Source organism: Cellvibrio sp. pealriver (assembly GCF_001183545.1).
Taxonomy (GTDB): Bacteria; Pseudomonadota; Gammaproteobacteria; order Pseudomonadales; family Cellvibrionaceae; genus Cellvibrio.
Genome location: NZ_KQ236688.1, coordinates 964,251 through 982,801 on the forward strand (window position 1 = coordinate 964,251; position 18,551 = coordinate 982,801).

Consider the following 18,551-nt stretch of genomic DNA (forward strand, 5'->3'; position numbering starts at 1 on the left):
TACTCTCTCAGAGGGAGAGGGGTTCTTACTCCCTCTCCCTTTGGGAGAGGGCAGGGGTGAGGGTCTTTTAAAAACGGAAATCAAAACCTAATGCTGCGGTGCTATCAGTAGTAGATTTGGTGCTGATTTTTTCATCTCCGTTCACTTCTACACTGGCGAAATAGCCAAACACACGTGTGCCTGCATTAAAGTTGTAATCCAAACCAACGGCGATACCTTCAAGCTCAGCATCCTGGTAAGCGGTATTGGTGGGTGTGGTGGTTGAATTGGCGTATTGGATTTTCGCAAGCCAGGGGCCAGCAATTTTCCATTGCGCATTGAGGATGTAACCGTCTTGTTCTTTAAACGCGTTGCCTGAGGCACCGTCCCATTCAGAGAGCGGGTTCAAACCATTTTGTGCACCGTTAGTGGTGCCGTTGGTGCCGACAAACGTAGAAAAGCCACCGAGCGAATCGACACTGTCGTGGGCTTCGGCAGTTTGATAAATCGCCCCGAGTTTTACCGCACCCAGTGTAATTTCACCGACAGCGCGAATGGCATCAGTTGTGGCAACATTGGAATCTACTGCGGCACCGACAAACCATTTGGCTTTGCCGTAAGTCACTGAAACGGATTTGCCCGAGGCAAAACCATTATCATCTTGTTGGTTGTTGGCATTTACTGCCACACCGGTTTCTTCTGCTTGTATAGCAGCGATATTCACTTCCAGCCCGCGAAATAAAATTGGCGAAGTGTATTGGATAACGTTATCCGGGCGATTTTCGCCCACAATATAAGTACCAATATCACCGAGTGGAGAATCGTTAAAGCGATCCACATCGGAGCGTAATACGGTATTGGTTTGCAGGGTTTTTAGCGGCGTATCGTTTTTACCTACCAGTACAGAACCCCAATCGCCACGCAAGCCACCAAAAATATTGCGCTGACTTAATTCGCGGCCATTGCTGTTAGTGCCGTTATCTACATCAATGCCGTATTCAAGGCGATAAAACACTTGCACACTGGCATTCGCATCAAAATCACCTTGAATGCCCAAGCGTGAGCCAGTGCTTTCCAATACAAACGTATCCAGTTCGGTAGTAATACCGGTAGCACCTATGTGGCGATAAGTCGTTGCACCGGTAGCCGTAGGCGCAAAATCAATTTTTTCCAAATCATATTGATTGGCAGTCAAATGGATTTTGCCGTACAGCGTAGGAAAGCCTGCAAAAGCATTCGCAGACAATGCAATACCGATAGCGGCCGTTAAGGTGTTGCGTTGAAAATGTGTTGTTACAGCAGCTGATCGCACAACCGACCAGAAAGTATGAAATGACATGCTAATCTCCAAATAGTCATATCACCTCCGGTGGTCCGGTCAGTAAATATTGATGTGTTTTTTAAAAATATTAATCGAATCTTTTCTCAGTGAAAAATGCGCTTAGCGAGTGTTGACACTTTTTTCCCAGCGCTTTTTTTCACGGCGTTCAATTTGTACAACCTGTCCATTGTGAACTTGAATCTCTAAAGATCCGTATTCCAATAGCGCCAGTTGTTTTTTTATTTCATTGAGTATCTCACTGAGGTGTTGTTCACCTCCTGCCTGAATGTTGGCCATGGTGCATATCCATTAAGTAGTCTGTGTTGATGTGCAGTAATGACTGACAGGCGCATCTTAGTGGCGGTGTTTGATTTTCAAAAATACTGTTTTTTTATTAGCTTATAACTCTGTTGGTTTCTCAGTAGTTTTTAATCTATGCATAGTTATTGAACCAGCCATGGGTTGGTTGTTCGTTATCCAATGTGAATTTTTGTTAATCGCATTAATTTTTGTGGATAAATGGGGTCAGTGGCTGTAAACCTTGTGCCTGCACTTAGTACTGGGTTTTTAACCACACAATAATCTTAATGGCGGGTTTTACACCTATGGTGAATATGTTTTTAGCGCGGGTGAGCCTTGAGCGGATGGTGTTTGCGCTGCTGGTGCTGGCAGCAAGTGTCTGCGCTGCGCAAACTGATGAAACTTCTACACAGGTAGATGAAAGCTCCGCACGGGTAGTATCCGCAACCGCTGCCACAGAGCAGGTTCGTGCAGAACTGGTGGCCTCTGTTGATGCAGTGGTGCCGGGCGGCGAGATTTATCTGGGCGTGCATCAGCAAATCATTCCCCATTGGCATACCTACTGGGTTAATCCCGGTGATTCCGGTAATGCAACCACCATTGAATGGACGCTGCCCGAAGGTGCCAGCGCGAGCGATATTATCTGGCCATCGCCCAGCCGTTTTTCCATGGGGCCAATTACCAATTACGCCTACGAAAATAATGTAACTCTGCTCAGCAAAATTTCTGTTCCGTCATCTCTTGCTGTCGGCGACACCTTCACCGCCTATGCGCTGGTGGATTGGTTGGTGTGTAAAGAAGAATGTATTCCTCAACAAGTCGAATTGGCGTTATCACTGCCCGTGGTGAGCAGTAAAGCTGAAGCGGGTGAGGGCAGCCCACTGATCCAAACGGCATTGGCGCAAGTACCTATCGCAAGCCCTTGGGAAATCAGTGCACTGCAAAGTGAAATCGATACCGACACTGGCGCAGGCAGTTTGCAACTGCGTATCGGTTTATCGGCAGAGCAAATTGCTCAGGTGAGCGATATTTGGTTTTATCCCTACGATTGGGGGCGCATTCGTCAGAGTGAGTTACAACAACGTGAAAACCTGACTGATGCAATTCAATTAACTATTCCAACCGGAGATGCGCCCGCTGAAGTAGGTGATGAGTTGGCGGGTGTGTTGGTGATCCGCGAGCAGCAGGGCATTGCGCGCGGTTATGAAATCAAGGTGCCAGTGCAAGCCTTGTCAGCTGATAACCCAGCAAATGATTCACCAATCAGTTTTGCGAGTGCGTTGTTATTGGCGCTGCTGGGTGGAATTATTTTAAATCTGATGCCGTGTGTGTTTCCGGTATTGTCGATAAAAGCCTTGTCACTGGTTAACCATGCGCATCATTCCACTGTTGTCATTCGTCGTCAGGGATATATGTACACCTTGGGTGTGCTGACCAGCTTCGCTGTGCTTGCGTTATTGTTGATTTTATTAAAAGCAGGCGGAAACCAAATTGGATGGGGCTTTCAATTCCAGTCACCGGTTTTTGTGTTATTGGTTGCGTATTTATTATTTGCTGTTGGTTTAAGTTTATCTGGCGTGTTTTTTATTGGCGGTTCGGTGACAGGCGTAGGTTCTTCTCTCGCAGAAAAACCCGGTTACAGCGGCAGCTTTTTCACCGGAGTATTAGCCACTGTAGTGGCAACACCCTGCACCGCACCGTTTATGGCGGCCGCGTTGGGTTACGCACTGGCGCAACCACCCGTAAAACTAATGGCAATATTTTTAAGCCTGGGTTTTGGTTTAGCACTCCCGTATTTATTGCTGAGTTGTTGGCCGCGTGTACAACGCTGGATGCCGCGCCCAGGATTGTGGATGGAGCGCGTCAAACAATTTTTGGCATTTCCCATGTATGCGGCGGCTATTTGGTTGGTGTGGGTGTTGGTACAACAAACCGGCGCGAGTGGAGTCATTGTTGCGCTGGGCGGCTGTTTACTGATTGCGCTGGCTGCATGGGTTTATGACGCTACACGCAATAGCAGCAATAAACAGCGGGTGTTGGGTATGGCTGTTGCGTTAGTGTTATTACTACTGGCGATTGTGGGTGGTATTAAACAACTGGGTGAAGCTGAACAGAGTGGTCAAAAGCCAGCGGCAGCTGAAAATTGGGAACCCTATAGCGATGAGCGTTTGCAACAATTACTGACGGAAGGAAAACCGGTTTTTCTGAATTTTACTGCGTCATGGTGCATCAGTTGCTTGGTGAATGAGCGTGTTGCACTCAGTACCGATGCAGTAAAAAAACAATTTGAGCAGCAGGGCATTACCTATTTAAAAGGAGACTGGACCAACAGGGACGCGACCATCACTGCATTTTTGAAAAAATTTAACCGCAGTGGTGTACCTCTGTATGTGTTCTACCCCGCGGGGCAAGCTGATAAGCCTAAAGAGCTTCCGCAGATATTAACGCCGGATATTGTTATTGCGGCGGTGAGTGAGCGATAGGATTTTTGTAAAACGTGTTTTAAAAAAATTGTTTTGAAAATGTTTTATTAACCCGTGTTATTAACAAGTCCAAAAGGAGTCATTATGTTATTTCATCAATCTGCCAAAATCGCATTAGCCAGTCTTGTGTTTGCTTTCGCGTCCACATGTGCTGTGGCTGATCCTGTTGTTAATAAAGCTGCTCCGGATTTTTCAGGAAAAGCAGCCGACGGAACCACTATCAATCTCGCTGATTTAAAAGGCAAAACAGTGGTGTTGGAATGGACTAATCATGAATGCCCTTATGTTGTTAAGCACTACGACAAAAGTGGAAATATTCCCACCATGCAAAAATCAGCAACCGCCAATGGCGATATTGTATGGCTACAAGTAATTTCATCCGCTCCCGGTAAACAGGGCAATGTAGATGGCGCAACAGCAATAAGTTTGAATGAGAAGCGTGGCGCAAAACCAACCAATACCATCCTTGACGCTGAGGGTACTATTGGTAAATTGTACGGTGCCCAAACCAGCCCGCACTTTTTTATTATCAATGCTGAAGGTACTCTGGTTTACAAAGGCGGTGTAGATAGTATTAAAACCGCTGATCCAGCCGATATTCCCAAAGCAATTCCCTATGTAAAACAAGCCTTGGAAGCGCTTAGTGCAGGTGAGCCTATCAAACATGCCACCACCGCTCCTTACGGTTGCAGCATTAAATATGCAAGCTAATCACTATGCATTCTATATTGTCACTGTAGGCCGCAACTGCGGCCTATTTTTTTTGTTGCCGTAAAAGCTGCCACCACAGATCCCAACACGATTTTACTTTTCTTGACAGTGGTAAATACCCATTTTAAAGATTTATTTTACATGTATCTTTAAAAGATGCAAAATAAATGAATCTTTAGTCTGATATGAATCAAATCATCGTGAAAGACCATCTTTATGCCTTTAACATCGGGGTAATAGGGTTATATAAATGTTGCGAATGATGAAAATGTTGGATGTCAGTTATTGCCACAGGTACTGAGAGAAAAATCGTGATCAAAACATTATTTGCTTATCCGTTCCGACTATTTTTTTTACTGGTTGGGCTTTATGGTTTTGCTATTGTGCTTGCTTGGGTGGCATTCCTATTCGGAGGCTTGGGCCTGCCCGTGGGCTGGTCGCCACTGCATTGGCATAGCCATGAGATGCTTTTTGGGTTTACAACCGCCGCAATTGCGGGATTCATTCTCACCGCTATTTGCAATTGGACAGGTGCACCGCCAGTGCAGGGCAAGATGTTGTTGCTGTTGGTTGTTGCTTGGGTATCCGGGCGGATCGCGATGTGGTTGTCCAGTTATTTACCGCTGCCTTTGGTCGCCGTTTTGGACATGCTGTTTTTATTGGCCTTGGCCGCGCTGGTGTTGCAGATATTGATCCGCCATGGCAATCGCCGCAATGTGCCGTTGGGCGGGATGATTTTATTGCTTGCGGTGGCCAATCTGCTCATGCATATCGGATTTAACACGGGTGTGACAGCTTGGCTACAGCATGGCCAAATGCTGGCGATGGGATTGCTCACGTTAATGATGGTAGTGATCGGTGGTCGTATTATTCCGCTGTTTACCGGCAATTGGTTTCGCAATCATGGAGTGCCCGTAACCGTTATTGTGCGTCCGGTGTTGGATCGCGCGGCTATTGTGATAACAGTATTGTTGATTCCGGTGGAATGGATTGCTGCCTCATGGTTAACCGGCATATTGGCACTGGTGGCGGCAGCGCTCAACGGATGGCGTTTGTGTGGTTGGAAAGGGTGGCATACCTGGCGTGAGCCCTTGGTATGGGTGCTACACCTTGGCTACACCTGGATCGTAGTTGCGCTCTTGCTTAAAGGGTTAAGCGCATTTGAGTGGGTTGTTCCGGCGAGTTGGCAACATGCACTTGGGGCCGGTGCGATGGGAACATTAATTTTGGGCGTAATGACCCGTGTTGCCCTTGGGCACACTGGTCGCACCCTTACACTGCCCGAATTAGGATGGCTAATATACGCTGGTATTACCCTTGCGGCTGTGTTCCGTGTTGGCGCTGCGCTGGGGTGTTTTGATTATCAATTAGGTGTGATGATCGCAGCAGCTGGTTGGTGTTTTGCATTCAGTTTATTTGTGATCCTCTACTGGCCTATTTTAAGTCGCCCGAGAGTAGATGGCCGTCCGGGTTAATGACAAGTTTACGGGAATAAAAAATACATGCGCATTACCAGTTATACCGACTATTCATTGCGCGCACTGATTTACGTTGCGCTTAAAGGTGAAGAAATTTCTACAATCCGCGAAATCGCGGAGCGCTACAACATTTCAAAAAGCCATTTAATGAAAGTGGTACAAGAGCTGAACAGTAAAGGTTATTTGCAAGCGGTACGTGGTAAAAATGGCGGTCTGCGTTTAAATGGTCAGCCTAAAGATATTAATCTTGGTAAATTGGTGCGCGATATTGAAGAAGATTTTGCATTGGTGGAATGCTTTAATGGCGATGGATGTAATCTATCGCCCGCGTGTCGATTAAAAGGAATATTGCATAAAGCATTGGATGCATTTTTTGTAGTGCTTGATGACTATACTCTGGCCGATTTACTGCCTGCATCGTCCCGTCGTGAGTTGATCCGTATTTTGGATATTGCGCTGTAGAAGTGCCAGTCATGCCGACACTTCTGTTGTGTATCTGATCAAATAATATGTATTCGATCAATTGTGGCATTACTGTAACGTCAGGCTGCCTTGCATGATGGCGTTATGGCCGGGGTAAGAGCAAAAGAAAGTATAGGGTACGCCTGCACTGAGTTTACTGACGGGAAAGATCACTGATGTTGTTTCTCCTCCACCAATCAGCGGAGTTGATGCAATTACCCGTGCATCTCCTGGTTTTAAATAGTTGTTATCCAGTCCTGCGGCCATACCTTCGGAAGCGATCGCTTGTTTATCGTCGGTTTTGCTCAAAACCCAATTATGTCCCATCACATTTTTAGGCAATTTACCTGCGTGAGTTAAGGTGACGGTAAATTCTTTGCAGCTTGCATTCACTGTGATTGCTTTAGTGTCATATTGCATTGCATCTGTTGAGGTGATGGCCACGCTGCATTCATTTGCCATTGCTCCACTGGCAATCGTGGAAAGTAAAAATACTAAGAGCGATTTTGATTTCATTGGATAGTCTCCGGTCGGTTTATATAAAATTTATATCCATGCAGCAGTATTTGTGTGCATGAATATTTCTCATCAATAATCAATAAAAAAATCAGTAAATCAATCAATAAATTACTCAATAGCACGAACTAATTGACGGGTTTCCCTAATTGCTTCAACGCATTAAGGCGGATGATGTAACTGATTTTGAAAAATGTGGGAAAAATAATCAGGCCAACGTGCAAGATTGCTTGGGTGGGAATGGTGAGTATGAGGTTTGATCCGTAAGTAACGTATACAATCAATAATGATAGGCTCAGAGTGGCGGCCATTGTGCAGTGTGCATAGTTCAACATCGCTTTTGGATTCATAAACTAACCTCTTGTTGTCATACCTTTTCGATCATATTAATTTCTAAAGACGATCCAAATACTGATTTGCTTGCCGCATAAAATCATCAATTACTGTTGCGGCTGATTTGATTTTCCTGACATTTGCGCAGCCTTGGCCTGCGTAAAGCGCCATAGAGGCGAGATCGCCTGTTGCGCCTTTAAGCGGTGAATCAGTAGAGAATGGATAAATTGCTGCACCATCCTGTTCGCCAATAGCGCGATCAGGAAAATGTTTGTAATCGTGGTAAGGATTTTCAGTGATGGCATTTTTTAGCACGCGGACTGCAGCTTTGATGGGCCAATTACGATGAAAGTCATAACAGAGCAGGGTGTCGGCCGCTTTTGCGCGGATAATTTTTTCTTTGTGAAAATCATGCGCGTTGGATTCTTCGGTGGCTAAAAAAAGTGTGCCACAACTTACGCCCTGTGCACCTAAAGCGAGTGCCGCTACAAGGCCTTTTCCTGTGGTGATTCCGCCCGATGCAACAACAGGCACAGGGCTCAGTGCGCTTATTTCCGGCAATAAGCCAAACAGTGAAGTATCGCCACGCACATGGCCGCCCGCTTCAACGCCCTGCGCAATTAAAACACTGGCGCCAGCTTCAAGTGCTAATTCGGCATCTTTTTTACTACCCACCTGATGTATTACCGTTATGCCGTTATCAATACAGCGACGGACGATGTCTTTATTAACATCCCAAAAAAATACGAGGTAACGTACGCCCAGACTTATGCATTCGGTAATTTGGCGATCCAATAATTCTGTAGGTGTAGCGGCGGGAATCAAATTGATCGCGAAGTGTTTTTTGCTAAGTGAACGATAGCGGTGAACTTCTTCGCGGATAAATTCCGGCTGTTCGCGCACCATTCCCAAACAGCCAAATCCACCAGCATTGCTCACAGCAGCTGCTAGTTTATGCCGTGCGACGCCTCCCATGCCTGCGCAGAGGATAGGGTATTTGCAGCCTAATAAATCGGTGAGTGGTGTATATAAAGCGGGGTGATACATAGGTGTCAGATAGTTTCTATGGCATTGGTTTTATCTTATTGGCTATCAACAACATTGAATAATGAATTTAAATGCACTTTAATATCAAAAAAATTGGTATTAAATCGATGGATATTGAACTAGCAAAAACATTTCTGGATATCGCGCGTTCCGGTAGCTTTATTGCAACGGCGGAGCGGCTGCATGTCACCCAAACAACGGTGACGGCGCGCATTAAAAATTTGGAGGCGCAACTTGGTTGCCAATTATTTGTGCGTAACCGCGCTGGCGCATCCCTTACACCGGAAGGCGAGCGTTTTGTCAGTTACGCGATGCAGATTGTCCAGTTGTGGGGAAAAGCAAAGTTTGATGTGCCCTTACCAGAGGCCAAAACTGAATCCATTTCCGTTGGTGGGGAGTTGGCTTTGTGGAATCCGCTGCTGCTGAATTGGATATCCGATTTGCGTTCCAGTTACGGTGCTCTGGCTATTCAAGTCGAGACGGGTGAAGCCAGTTCGCTAATTAGTCGTGTCAGTCACGGTGTGCTGGATGTTGCGTTGGTGTACCGCCCTGAATATCTACCGGGACTAAAAATCGAATTATTATTGGAAGAAAAGTTAGTGATGGTGTCAGCCGCCATACCTGAACCTTATATTTACGTTGATTGGGGGCCTGTATATGAGCAGCAACACGATTCTGCATTCCCTGGCAAACGCCGCGCAGAACTGTCGATTGATTTTGGTTTGTTAGCGCTAGAGTATTTATTGCAGCGTTCCGGTACGGGCTATTTTCGTGCGCGAGTGGTGCAGCGTTACATTGAAGAAGATAAGTTGTTTTTGGTCCCCAACGCCCCTGAATTTATTTACCCAATTTATGCAATCTATCGCGATAGCGATACATCCGAAACAGTTCATAAAGCGATTGAAAACTTGCGTGCGATTTCCCGGCAAAAAATTGTATGGCGATAACAGTTCTAAATCACATTACATAAGTACCAATTTTCAGCTCACACTCCATTGCATCATTGCGGTGCGGTTTTCTGTAAAAGTTGCACTGAACAAATCAGTATGCGCACCATAGAGCAGAGATAATCCCCTGAAAATGGGAGGAAATGTTTATTTTTAGCAGATTGATTTATAACGCCATGGTGTTCTTATATTGAATTTTCGTGGCATATTTTTTGCCGTCCATGTTAATGCTAGTGATCGTCATCTCATGCCTTACATTCATTTTGTCTCATTACATGGAGATTGGTTATGTCAAAACATTTGAGTGTTGTTTCCGCTGCTTTATGTTCGTGTTTGGCTTTATCTGCGCAAGCAGGCCCCATCCCGTACCCCGACGTTGGTTTTGAAGCGACTGAAAATTCGTTTGTCGCTGCTTCGGATGGTGATATTACGGCGTATTTTTTTGCCACCAGTGCAAGTTATGTCAGCAGGATTGGTTTGTGGATTAATGGAATATCAACGGGTATTTATGGGCTGCAAAACGATACCTCGGTTTACGGTGATTCTCTTGTGTTGGGCACTGCAAATGCAGGCGATGCCTTGATGTTTGAATTGCAGGTATTAAGCACCAGCTCGTCTTGGTATTCAGTTGCCTGGTTTAATTCCGATTCAAAAAATCACGCCTATGCCACTGATTTTGGCGGCGATAGTTTGATTCCTGTGGGAACCTATGTTGGTTTTGAGGATTTACCAAAGCTGGGTGATTTTGATTACAACGATCATCAATTTGTGTTTACGAATATCGGCACAAGTGTTCCTGAGCCTTGGTCAATTGCGTTGTTTGGTTTGGGTATTGCTGCGCTTGGTTTTGCACGTAAGCGAGCCCGTTAGTAGAAATCATTTTCGGGTCGGTAAGGCAAATAAAAAGCCCCTGAAAAAAGGGGCTTTTTATGTTTACGTTAGGCTTTGTAAAAAACGTTATAAAACCTGTTGGGTTTGAGCATGTTATCGCGCAATGTCCAAACTTGCTGCAGGTAAGTTGTCGGATGTTGCGGTCAGTTTAATGCCTGCTAATGAATCACCAATTTCAATCAGCGCACTGGCGATACCATTGCTGGTGACTACTTCTGCAGGGCTTATCAAGGTTGCGCTGCCAGTGAGCGAGAAATTGACCGGTACGTTATTACTGCGCAGTGGATCTCCATCGCTATCCACTAGTTGCGCATACACAAACACCACATCTTTCACACCGGCTTGCGGCGCTTTGCCACTGGTATCCACTGACATGCGCAAGCGCGCAGCTTCACCTGGGGTAACGACCTTGTATTCAGCAGCGGCTTTGCCATCGATATAACCAATCGCTTTGAGCTCACCTGCGGCAAATTTATCTACCTTGAAAGTAAACGGCGGATGCTTGAGATTTTTGCTGTTGTTGTTTTGGTCTGGTGTTTGTTTGGCGATAATTTTTCCGTTGAGGATTAATTCCACTTCATCGGTGTTGCTGAATACGCGCACATCCAGTGATGAATGCTCGTTCCATTCGCTCGCGATAAATACCATAGGGCCAGAGGCAAATTTGTCGGAGACTTCATTGGCATCGCGCTGGCTTTGATAAAAGTAGTAGCTGTATTTTGGCAAGCGGTCGATACTCATAATGCCCGAGCTTTCCAGATCTGGTGCATAACCGCGGTTGTAATCAAACATCACCCAATAGCCATCGGCAAAAGCGGGCGTATTAAAATTATCGTTGTGCGCTTCCTGAATATTGGATGCTTGTTGCAACAAACGCTTTTCACCGTCGCTCAATAATTGGCGGCTACTTCTGTCTGCCTGTAATAAATCGGCCCACGCGGTTTGGTTCAAACCTGCATTCATCGCATAGTATTCCCAATCGCCATATTCACTGACGATATAAGGTTTATTCGGCTCTTGGTAATGCTCCAGGCGATGCTGGCGCGCCTGTAAATAAATATCGTAACCGTATTCCTGCCAACCGGCAGACATTGATCCCGGATATTCTTCGTGAACAATGTTGGTTAATGAATCGATAAAAGGTTCTGTCATCCAGGATTCGTTGAGTGAACACTCCCATGCCATGACCGATGCATGGTTGCGGTCGCGGCGGATCAGGTCGCGGCAGGTTTGTTGGATCTGTGCCTGAAATGCAGGGTCTTCAGAAAAATATTGCCAACCTAAAATAGAATCCAGCAATACCAGTCCCAATTCATCGGCTGCAGCCATAAAGGCAGGGGAGTGCGGGTAGTGCGATAGACGCACATAATCAAAGCCTGCCGATTTTATTTTCACCGCATCGCGGTAATCGGCTGCATCAGAGGTTGCATAACCTACATAAGGATATTCCTGATGGCGGTTCACGCCGCGCAAAAATGTTTTTTCACCGTTAATCAATAATTGACCTTCAACCCATTTGAATTCACGGATACCGATGCGTGTGGTTTTTTCATCCACCAGTGAATCGCCTTCATAAACGCGCGTCACTAATTGATATAGGTTGGGAGTTTTGGGTGACCACAGACGCGGTTGTGTTACCGGTAATTCAATAATATTTTCCTGATCGGATTTTCCGGTAATAGAAAGCAGTGGGCTGGTTTGATCTGCGACTACTTTTTCGCCATCCATCAAGCGCTGTACTACACGGAATTTTTTAGGGTCATAGTGAGCGTTATAAACGTGAGTCTGAATTCTCACCATCGCTTGTTCTTTGCTGACTTGCGGATAGGTAACAAAAATACCACCGCTGGCTTTTTTACCGGCGGCGACCGCATCGGTGATATGCAAATCGTTATTGATCTGCAATTGTACCGAGCGATAAATTCCGCCGTAGGTATTGAAGTCCAGATCTTTTAATGGCTTTGGCCCGGTAATGGGGTTATCGCGGTTATCCAGTCTTACCATCAACTCGTTTGGAGAATCCCATTTTAATTTTTCGGTGAGATTGACCGTAAAAGGTAAATAGCCGCCAACATGGGTGGTGAGTTTTTCACCGTTAAGCCATACCTCGGCAACATTCATTGCCGCTTCAAATTTCAGTGCGATTTGTTTTTCTTTCCAGGCGGCTTCCGGCGTGATGACTTTTTTGTACCAGGCATCGCCCTGGAATTGTTCATTCACAACAAGCGGTTCAATTTTAGGTGTGTGAGGAATTTGTATGGTTTGCCAATCTTGATGTTGTTGGGCGGTGGCTAAATCCAATGCGTTTTCACTGCGGAAAAATTGCCAGCCGGTATTGTAAGGTTGGTCATTGGCTGCAATCGCTGCAAGGCGAGGATCGGGTGTGGGGGAACAGGCTGTTATGAATCCGCACAGTGCCAAACCCATTAACCCGGTTCGCAGACGATGGAGCGGAGGCAGGTTTTTCCCCAATAATTTTTTTAGTATGTTGTTCATATGGCTCTCACTTGTCGATCTTGGTATGTGTGTCTTTTATTTGTAGTTTGTAGAGAAAAACAAAAACGCTGGCAGTGCATTATTGCGTTTTGCTGCGTCGAAAAAGCTGGCATTTTCCCAGTGCGAGCCTTTGCCCCATAAAGTGGTGCAACGGGTACTGACCCATGCTGGCTCCCAGTATATAACTCCTGAGCCACCGGCGGTTTTAACCAATTGGGTCAATGCTACCAGATACAGCACCTGGCCTTTAGGTGTCGCAGGAAAGTCAGGTTGTACCGCTTGCTTGCCCAATACATTGCTGGCTTTGTCAAAATTCTCCAACGTCCAGGGGTAGGCGGTTTCGACAATCATAACCTCTTTGCCGTAAATGCCTTTTAATTTTTTAATCGCATCGGGTAATTGGGGCAGGGTGTAAGTAGACCACTGTGGGTAATACGAGAGCCCGATAATATCAAAATCAGTTACGCCATTTTCACTGGCTTGTTTAAACCACCAGAGTGCATTTTCCGGTTGGGCGATATGCAAAATAATCCGGATATTTTTTCCGTTTGCCAGACTGTAATCGCGCACGGCTTTTATGCCACTGTTTAACAAGGTGGCGTTGCGCTGCCAATCCGGAATGCCGTGAACAATACTGGCTTCCTGCTGCAATATTTCAATATTGGTTTCGTTGCCTACCTGCACCATATCGGGCAGCAGATTTTGTTTATCCAAGGCTGATAGTGTTTCAGTCGTGTAATCGTAGAGCGCTTTGGCTAATTCGTTGGTGTCGGTGATATGCGCCCAGGCTTTTGGGATAAATTGTTTTTCCGGATCTGTCCAAGTGTCTGAGTAATGAAAATCCAGCAAGGTTTTCATGTTGTTATTTTTGGCGCGTTGCAGCGTTTTGCTGACATCGTCCAAGTTTGAATACTTTGTCCATTGTGCGTTATGCCATAAGCGGACGCGCACAAGGTTGGCTCCTTTAGTGGCAAAGAGTGTAAATGGATCTACTTTTTTATTTTTATCCCGATACACCGCACCGCAATCTTCCATTTCATTAACGTAGGATAAATCAGCACCGACATAGAAGGGTTGCGCTGCCCAATTAGACGCAGGGATGAGCGCAAAAATAAACAGGAATTTTGTTAGCCAGTTTTTCATATACATACTTTTTTATTAGGGATAGTTTCGCAGAGGCCAGAATGTTCCCGTATTAAAAAGACGGCTGCCGAAGCAGCCGTAAACTAAGGGTTCATTCATGACAAAACAAAAAAGCAGAAACCAATGCTTACAACTTCCAGGTGAAATCCAGCAAATAACTGCGGCCATAATCATCAAAACGTTTCAGGTTGCCTGAATCATTATTTTGCGTCAGACGCAGTGGTTCGTTGGTGAGGTTAAACACCTGAAAACGCACGTTGTAATGTTCATTGATTTCATACGCGAGGCTCAGGCCAACACCTAATTCTGCATCCAGCGTGGTCAGGTCATAGCTGTCCCAGCTGAACGCACTGGTGTAAGCCGAGTGGTATTTCCACCCCAAGCGCGCATCAATACCGTAGTTGCTGTACCACAAATCCAGCGTTGCGGTATCCCTTGCCAGACCGGCCATAGGTAATGGGTTATCTGAAGGCGCGAATTCATAAATATTGGATTCGGCAAACGCGTAGTTGGAATAAATACCAAAGCCTTCAACGGGTAAAAATTCCAATGGCATTTGGAAGGTCACTTCTGCACCGCGCACGTAACCGCCATCGCCATTCACTGGCCCGTAAATTTCAAATGTACCTTGTTGGCTGGTGAAGGTACCCACCGTCGCGTTGCCAATATAATTTTTAATATCTTTGTAATACAGGCTCAATGCGGCGAGCGATTCAGACGCAAAATACCATTCATAAGCAACGTCAATTTGGTCGGCAGTGAATGGATCCAATAACGGGTTACCTGCGCCGCCGGAGCTTCCGGTGTTGATCGCGCTGATATATTGACCTGCGCGCAACTCATCCAGTGGTGGGCGTGAAATCGCTTGCGATACACCAATGCGCAATTTGCGAGTGTCATCCAAATCCAGGTTCAAGCTGGCGCTTGGTAGGGCTTTGGAGAAATCGTTATCGACATGCTCGCCGTTTAATGCGTAACTCTTGGTGCTGATATCAACCTGACGCACACCGATGTTTGCGTTGTAATCCAAGCCGCCGAGTTGGCCTTCAAAATCCAGCTTGACGTAAACCGCATCGTTTTGTTCATCGACTTTCCAATAGCGGCTTTCATTGACGGCAGCCGTATCAAACGCAACGCCACCATAGATAAGTTCAGCGGTTTTTGCGTAAGACGGTGCATTCAGGAACGGAATCGTATCGAAAGCGCCGAGCGTATAACTGCTCAGGAAACCTTCGGGGAAGGCGACCGCGATGCCGTTATCAACACTGCGGCTCATGCTGAAATCCGTCCAGATCACTTCTTTCTCGCGGTCAGCAGTGCGCGCACCAAAGCTCAGTGCACGCAAGTGGCCTGCATCCAGATCGCGTTTGATATCAAACTGCGCACTTTGCAATTTGTCTTCCAGCGTTGAACCTTCGTTGGCGTTGCCAATCCAGTTGTAAGCCGCTGTTTCTGGTGACAACAGTGGTGAGCCATCGGGTGCGGTGATAGAAGGGCGACCGCGGGTATCGTAACTCCAGGTTTCGGCGTACTGATCCAGATAAATCGCGTTCCAGTAGTTCTCACGCTCAGCAGTGGAGTGCGATAGATCCACATCGATTTGCCAGTTGTCAAAACCGGTGTGGCTGAATTTCAAACCCTGGGTAAGGCCACTGTTTTCTTGTTGATACGCGCCAATCACGTGGCGGATCTGGCCTTCCCACCCATTAATGGTGGCAGCGACGGCTTTGTTGCCATCCATCACCACATTGCTTAACAGATTATCCGGGCGGCCATCGGCATTGGTGTCTTCTATACCCCAACCGCCCCAAGGGCCCGGGTTCAAGCCTATATCTTGTGCCCAGGTTTGGTTTTGCTGCTCGTCCATCGCAAATTTGGTGTAGAGCACATCGTATTTCACGTTAAGCGCATCGCTCGCCTGCCACTCAAAAGTGGTCATCACGCCATCGCGGTCGGTATCGAGCTTTTTCATTTCTGCCGCAACACCCCATGGCGTGTTGCCGTTAGAACCTTGTCCATCCAGATCCCAATTACCGGTGCTGTAACCCCAGCCTTGCAGGGAGCCATAAGCGTTCTTTTGGGTTTGGGTTGAGGCACCGATCGCGACCGCAAAGGTATCGCTGAATTGATGGACAAACGCACCGCTAAACCGGTTGCCCAGCGGGTTGTAATCCGGAATGTCTTCCGCGCTTTCGTTGTGCTGCACACCCACACGCACAGTTGCCACAGGGCCAGTGTGTGAAAGGGGAGAGATAGTTTTCAGGTTGATGGTGCCAGCAATCCCGCCTTCTACCAAATCGGCAGATTGGGTTTTATAAACTTCCGCTGCCGATACCAATTCAGATGGATACTGTTCGTAGCGGATGGCACGGCCAGGCTCGGGGCTTGCGGCTTCACGGCCATTCACGGTGCCCAACACCATTCGTGGGCCAAGACCACGGATGGCCGCCTGACTTTCATTGCCGCGGTCACGCGAGCCATTAATGCCAGGCAGACGAACCAGTGCTTCAGCGATGGTAACAGCAGGGGTGGCGTTGATATCATCCATCGCCAGGGCTTCCATCACCTTGGTGTTTTGTTGCTTGACGGCAATGGCCTTCTCTAATGAGGCGCGCATACCGGTTACGACAACCTCCTCAACGGAGTTGTCCGCGGCGGTATCCTGGGCTGATGCCAGCGGCGCTAGCAGGCTCATGGCTAAAAACAGGCTGGTACGGGGAAAGCGAATTGATGGCGTGTGCTTCATAATATGTCCTCTCTTTATTGATTGTTATATAAATCATATTTATAAGCTATTTTTGCTGAAGGGTTAAGATAAGTCAAGCACTGCGGCTGTATTTGTATGATGAATAGTGAGGGCATTGAAAAACCGCTGGCTGTTGTATGTCGCCCAAATAAGCGGCCGGGGTTCTATACTGGCACTGGTGTTATCGTTCTACAGGCATGCAGACAGTAGCTGCCCTAAAGACTTTATTAATAAATAACGAAAGGATTAGCGTTTCACATGATTATAGTTCCCACCGAAAAGCAGCTGGATTGGCGCAATGCTCCCATCATTTTGTGCACCTTGGTTCTGCTCAATGTGATGATTTATTTTTTCTACCAAAGCGGGGATACCAAAAAAATACTTGAGTCCATGATGTCGTATCAGGAGCAGGGCTTTTTGGAGCAAGAGTGGCCGGTATTTGAAAAATACCTGGAAGAGCAACAAGAGCAGGAGTTATTGCAACAGTATCGCCGTGAGTATCAAGCCAATCAGGTTGAGCTGATTGTGAGCGATATTTTGATGCGTGAAGAGTTCTACGCGTATTTGCAAAAAAATGCCCGCCAACATTTTTTACCGGATGCTTACGACCAGTGGGCACCTAACCGCGCGTTATTGCACAAGCAAATGCAATCGATCAGTTTTATTGCCAATGGCTTGCGCGCAAGCGATTTGCGCGTTTTCAGTTTTATCACACACCAATTTTTGCACGGCGACATTATGCATCTGCTGGGCAATATGTTTTTCCTGATTGTGTGCGGATTTGCCGTTGAAGCGGCGATTGGCCATTGGCGATTTTTGCTTTTCTATCTGCTCTCGGGTGTGGCAGCCGGTTTTGCGCAAGTCGCTTCGGATTGGCAGAGCACAACGCCGTTGGTGGGAGCGTCCGGTGCAATTTCTGGCGTAATGGCAATGTACCTTGCGGTATTTCGTTTAAAGAAGATCGAATTTTTTTATTGGTTTTTCTTTTTGGTGGGTTATTTCCGCGCGCCAGCACTGCTTATTTTGCCGTTTTATATCGGCAAGGAAATTTACAGCTATTACACAGATACCGGATCAAACGTTGCCTTTATGGCGCATGCTGGCGGCTTTGCTGCAGGTGCGCTCCTGATCGCATTCGCGTGGCTATTGAATCGCAATATGTTTAATAAAGAATATATTGAAAATGATCAGGGGATAGATCCACAGCAACAACCGTTGGCAGAAATTTATGAATCAATTGAAAAACACCGCTTTGACCGTGCGCTGGTATTGGTCGATGAGCTGATGAAGGAGCGTAAAGGCAATTTTGAATTGGCGATGATTCGCTATAACTTGCTAAAAATAACCCGCGGGGAACATTACCACGAGGGAATTATTCATTTACTGACGGTTCCTTTACTTGCTCCTGAACACATTCGGCAATTGGATAAAGTATGGAAAGATAACCCGGAAGTGCATGGTCTGCTCAGCGAGCAAGCGGCGATGAAGTTGGGAATGCAATTCGCAGCCTTGGAAAATCCGCAATCAGCAGAGCAGGTGTTTATGCAGCTACTGGAGCGCGGCTGTAAAAATCCTGCGCTGGTGGTGTACGCAGGAAAACTTGCTGCTGCTTTCCAACGCTTGCGCGACATCCAGAAAAAATCCCATTACGAGGCGCTGTCGGTACAGCTTGCGCAACAATTGGCACAAGGAGTGTAA

General features: G+C 46.6%; 15 protein-coding genes. 7 read left to right on the forward strand and 8 right to left on the reverse strand.

Features of this window, described 5'->3' with window-relative positions; genetic code table 11:
* Positions 1 to 67: 67 nt before the first annotated feature.
* Both VC28_RS03940 and VC28_RS19485 read right to left on the reverse strand, forming a co-directional pair.
* Positions 68 to 1,318, reverse strand: a complete 1,251-nt coding sequence (locus VC28_RS03940) for a porin (protein ID WP_049629505.1) — start codon at positions 1,316 to 1,318, stop codon at positions 68 to 70.
* A 102-nt stretch (positions 1,319 to 1,420) separates the two neighbouring features.
* The gene (locus VC28_RS19485; protein WP_082191399.1) at positions 1,421 to 1,597 is read right to left on the reverse strand and encodes a YezD family protein; all 177 of its coding nucleotides are present in this window, start codon (positions 1,595 to 1,597) and stop codon (positions 1,421 to 1,423) included.
* Between the two features lie 308 nt (positions 1,598 to 1,905).
* Here VC28_RS19485 and VC28_RS03945 point away from each other — a divergent pair, with 308 nt between their 5' ends.
* The 4 genes from VC28_RS03945 to VC28_RS03960 all read left to right on the forward strand — a co-directional run bounded on the left by VC28_RS03945 (position 1,906) and on the right by VC28_RS03960 (position 6,734).
* Positions 1,906 to 4,083, forward strand: a complete 2,178-nt coding sequence (locus tag VC28_RS03945) for a protein-disulfide reductase DsbD family protein (RefSeq protein WP_231591638.1) — start codon at positions 1,906 to 1,908, stop codon at positions 4,081 to 4,083.
* Between the two features lie 84 nt (positions 4,084 to 4,167).
* Positions 4,168 to 4,794, forward strand: a complete 627-nt coding sequence (locus tag VC28_RS03950; protein WP_049629506.1) for a redoxin family protein — start codon at positions 4,168 to 4,170, stop codon at positions 4,792 to 4,794.
* Positions 4,795 to 5,069: 275 nt separating this feature from the next.
* A complete protein-coding gene (locus tag VC28_RS03955; RefSeq protein WP_049629507.1) occupies positions 5,070 to 6,269 on the forward strand; it encodes an NnrS family protein in 1,200 nt (399 codons plus the stop codon).
* A gap of 27 nt (positions 6,270 to 6,296) precedes the next feature.
* Entirely contained in the window at positions 6,297 to 6,734 is a 438-nt protein-coding gene (locus tag VC28_RS03960) for an Rrf2 family transcriptional regulator (RefSeq protein WP_049629508.1), read from the forward strand.
* A 69-nt stretch (positions 6,735 to 6,803) separates the two neighbouring features.
* Here the strand turns inward: VC28_RS03960 and azu are convergent, their stop codons facing one another.
* The 3 genes from azu to VC28_RS03975 all read right to left on the reverse strand — a co-directional run bounded on the left by azu (position 6,804) and on the right by VC28_RS03975 (position 8,630).
* A complete protein-coding gene (gene azu, locus VC28_RS03965; RefSeq protein WP_049629509.1) occupies positions 6,804 to 7,250 on the reverse strand; it encodes an azurin in 447 nt (148 codons plus the stop codon).
* A 128-nt stretch (positions 7,251 to 7,378) separates the two neighbouring features.
* On the reverse strand, positions 7,379 to 7,600 hold the full coding sequence (locus tag VC28_RS03970; RefSeq protein WP_049629510.1) for a hypothetical protein: 222 nt from the start codon (positions 7,598 to 7,600) through the stop codon (positions 7,379 to 7,381).
* A gap of 43 nt (positions 7,601 to 7,643) precedes the next feature.
* On the reverse strand, positions 7,644 to 8,630 hold the full coding sequence (locus tag VC28_RS03975) for an NAD(P)H-dependent flavin oxidoreductase (protein ID WP_049629511.1): 987 nt from the start codon (positions 8,628 to 8,630) through the stop codon (positions 7,644 to 7,646).
* 71 nt (positions 8,631 to 8,701) lie between these two features.
* Between VC28_RS03975 and VC28_RS03980 the strand changes: the two genes are divergently transcribed.
* Positions 8,702 to 9,577 (forward strand): LysR family transcriptional regulator, encoded by an 876-nt coding sequence (locus VC28_RS03980; protein ID WP_304413522.1) that lies wholly within the window; start codon positions 8,702 to 8,704, stop codon positions 9,575 to 9,577.
* Positions 9,578 to 9,865: 288 nt separating this feature from the next.
* Positions 9,866 to 10,447 (forward strand): PEP-CTERM sorting domain-containing protein, encoded by a 582-nt coding sequence (locus VC28_RS03985; protein WP_049629512.1) that lies wholly within the window; start codon positions 9,866 to 9,868, stop codon positions 10,445 to 10,447.
* Positions 10,448 to 10,561: 114 nt separating this feature from the next.
* Here the strand turns inward: VC28_RS03985 and VC28_RS03990 are convergent, their stop codons facing one another.
* The 3 genes from VC28_RS03990 to VC28_RS04000 form a co-directional block, all read right to left on the reverse strand.
* Positions 10,562 to 12,964: a glycoside hydrolase family 2 TIM barrel-domain containing protein gene (locus VC28_RS03990; RefSeq protein WP_231591639.1), complete on the reverse strand. Its 2,403-nt coding sequence runs from the start codon at positions 12,962 to 12,964 to the stop codon at positions 10,562 to 10,564.
* Between the two features lie 36 nt (positions 12,965 to 13,000).
* Positions 13,001 to 14,107 (reverse strand): glycoside hydrolase family 53 protein, encoded by a 1,107-nt coding sequence (locus VC28_RS03995; protein WP_082191400.1) that lies wholly within the window; start codon positions 14,105 to 14,107, stop codon positions 13,001 to 13,003.
* Positions 14,108 to 14,234: 127 nt separating this feature from the next.
* Complete coding sequence (locus VC28_RS04000; protein ID WP_049629513.1) at positions 14,235 to 16,853, reverse strand: TonB-dependent receptor; 2,619 nt, start codon at positions 16,851 to 16,853, stop codon at positions 14,235 to 14,237.
* A 258-nt stretch (positions 16,854 to 17,111) separates the two neighbouring features.
* On the opposite strand from VC28_RS04000, the gene VC28_RS04005 reads away from it, so the two are divergent.
* Positions 17,112 to 18,551, forward strand: coding sequence for a rhomboid family intramembrane serine protease (locus VC28_RS04005; RefSeq protein ID WP_049629514.1), 1,440 nt, complete (start codon positions 17,112 to 17,114; stop codon positions 18,549 to 18,551).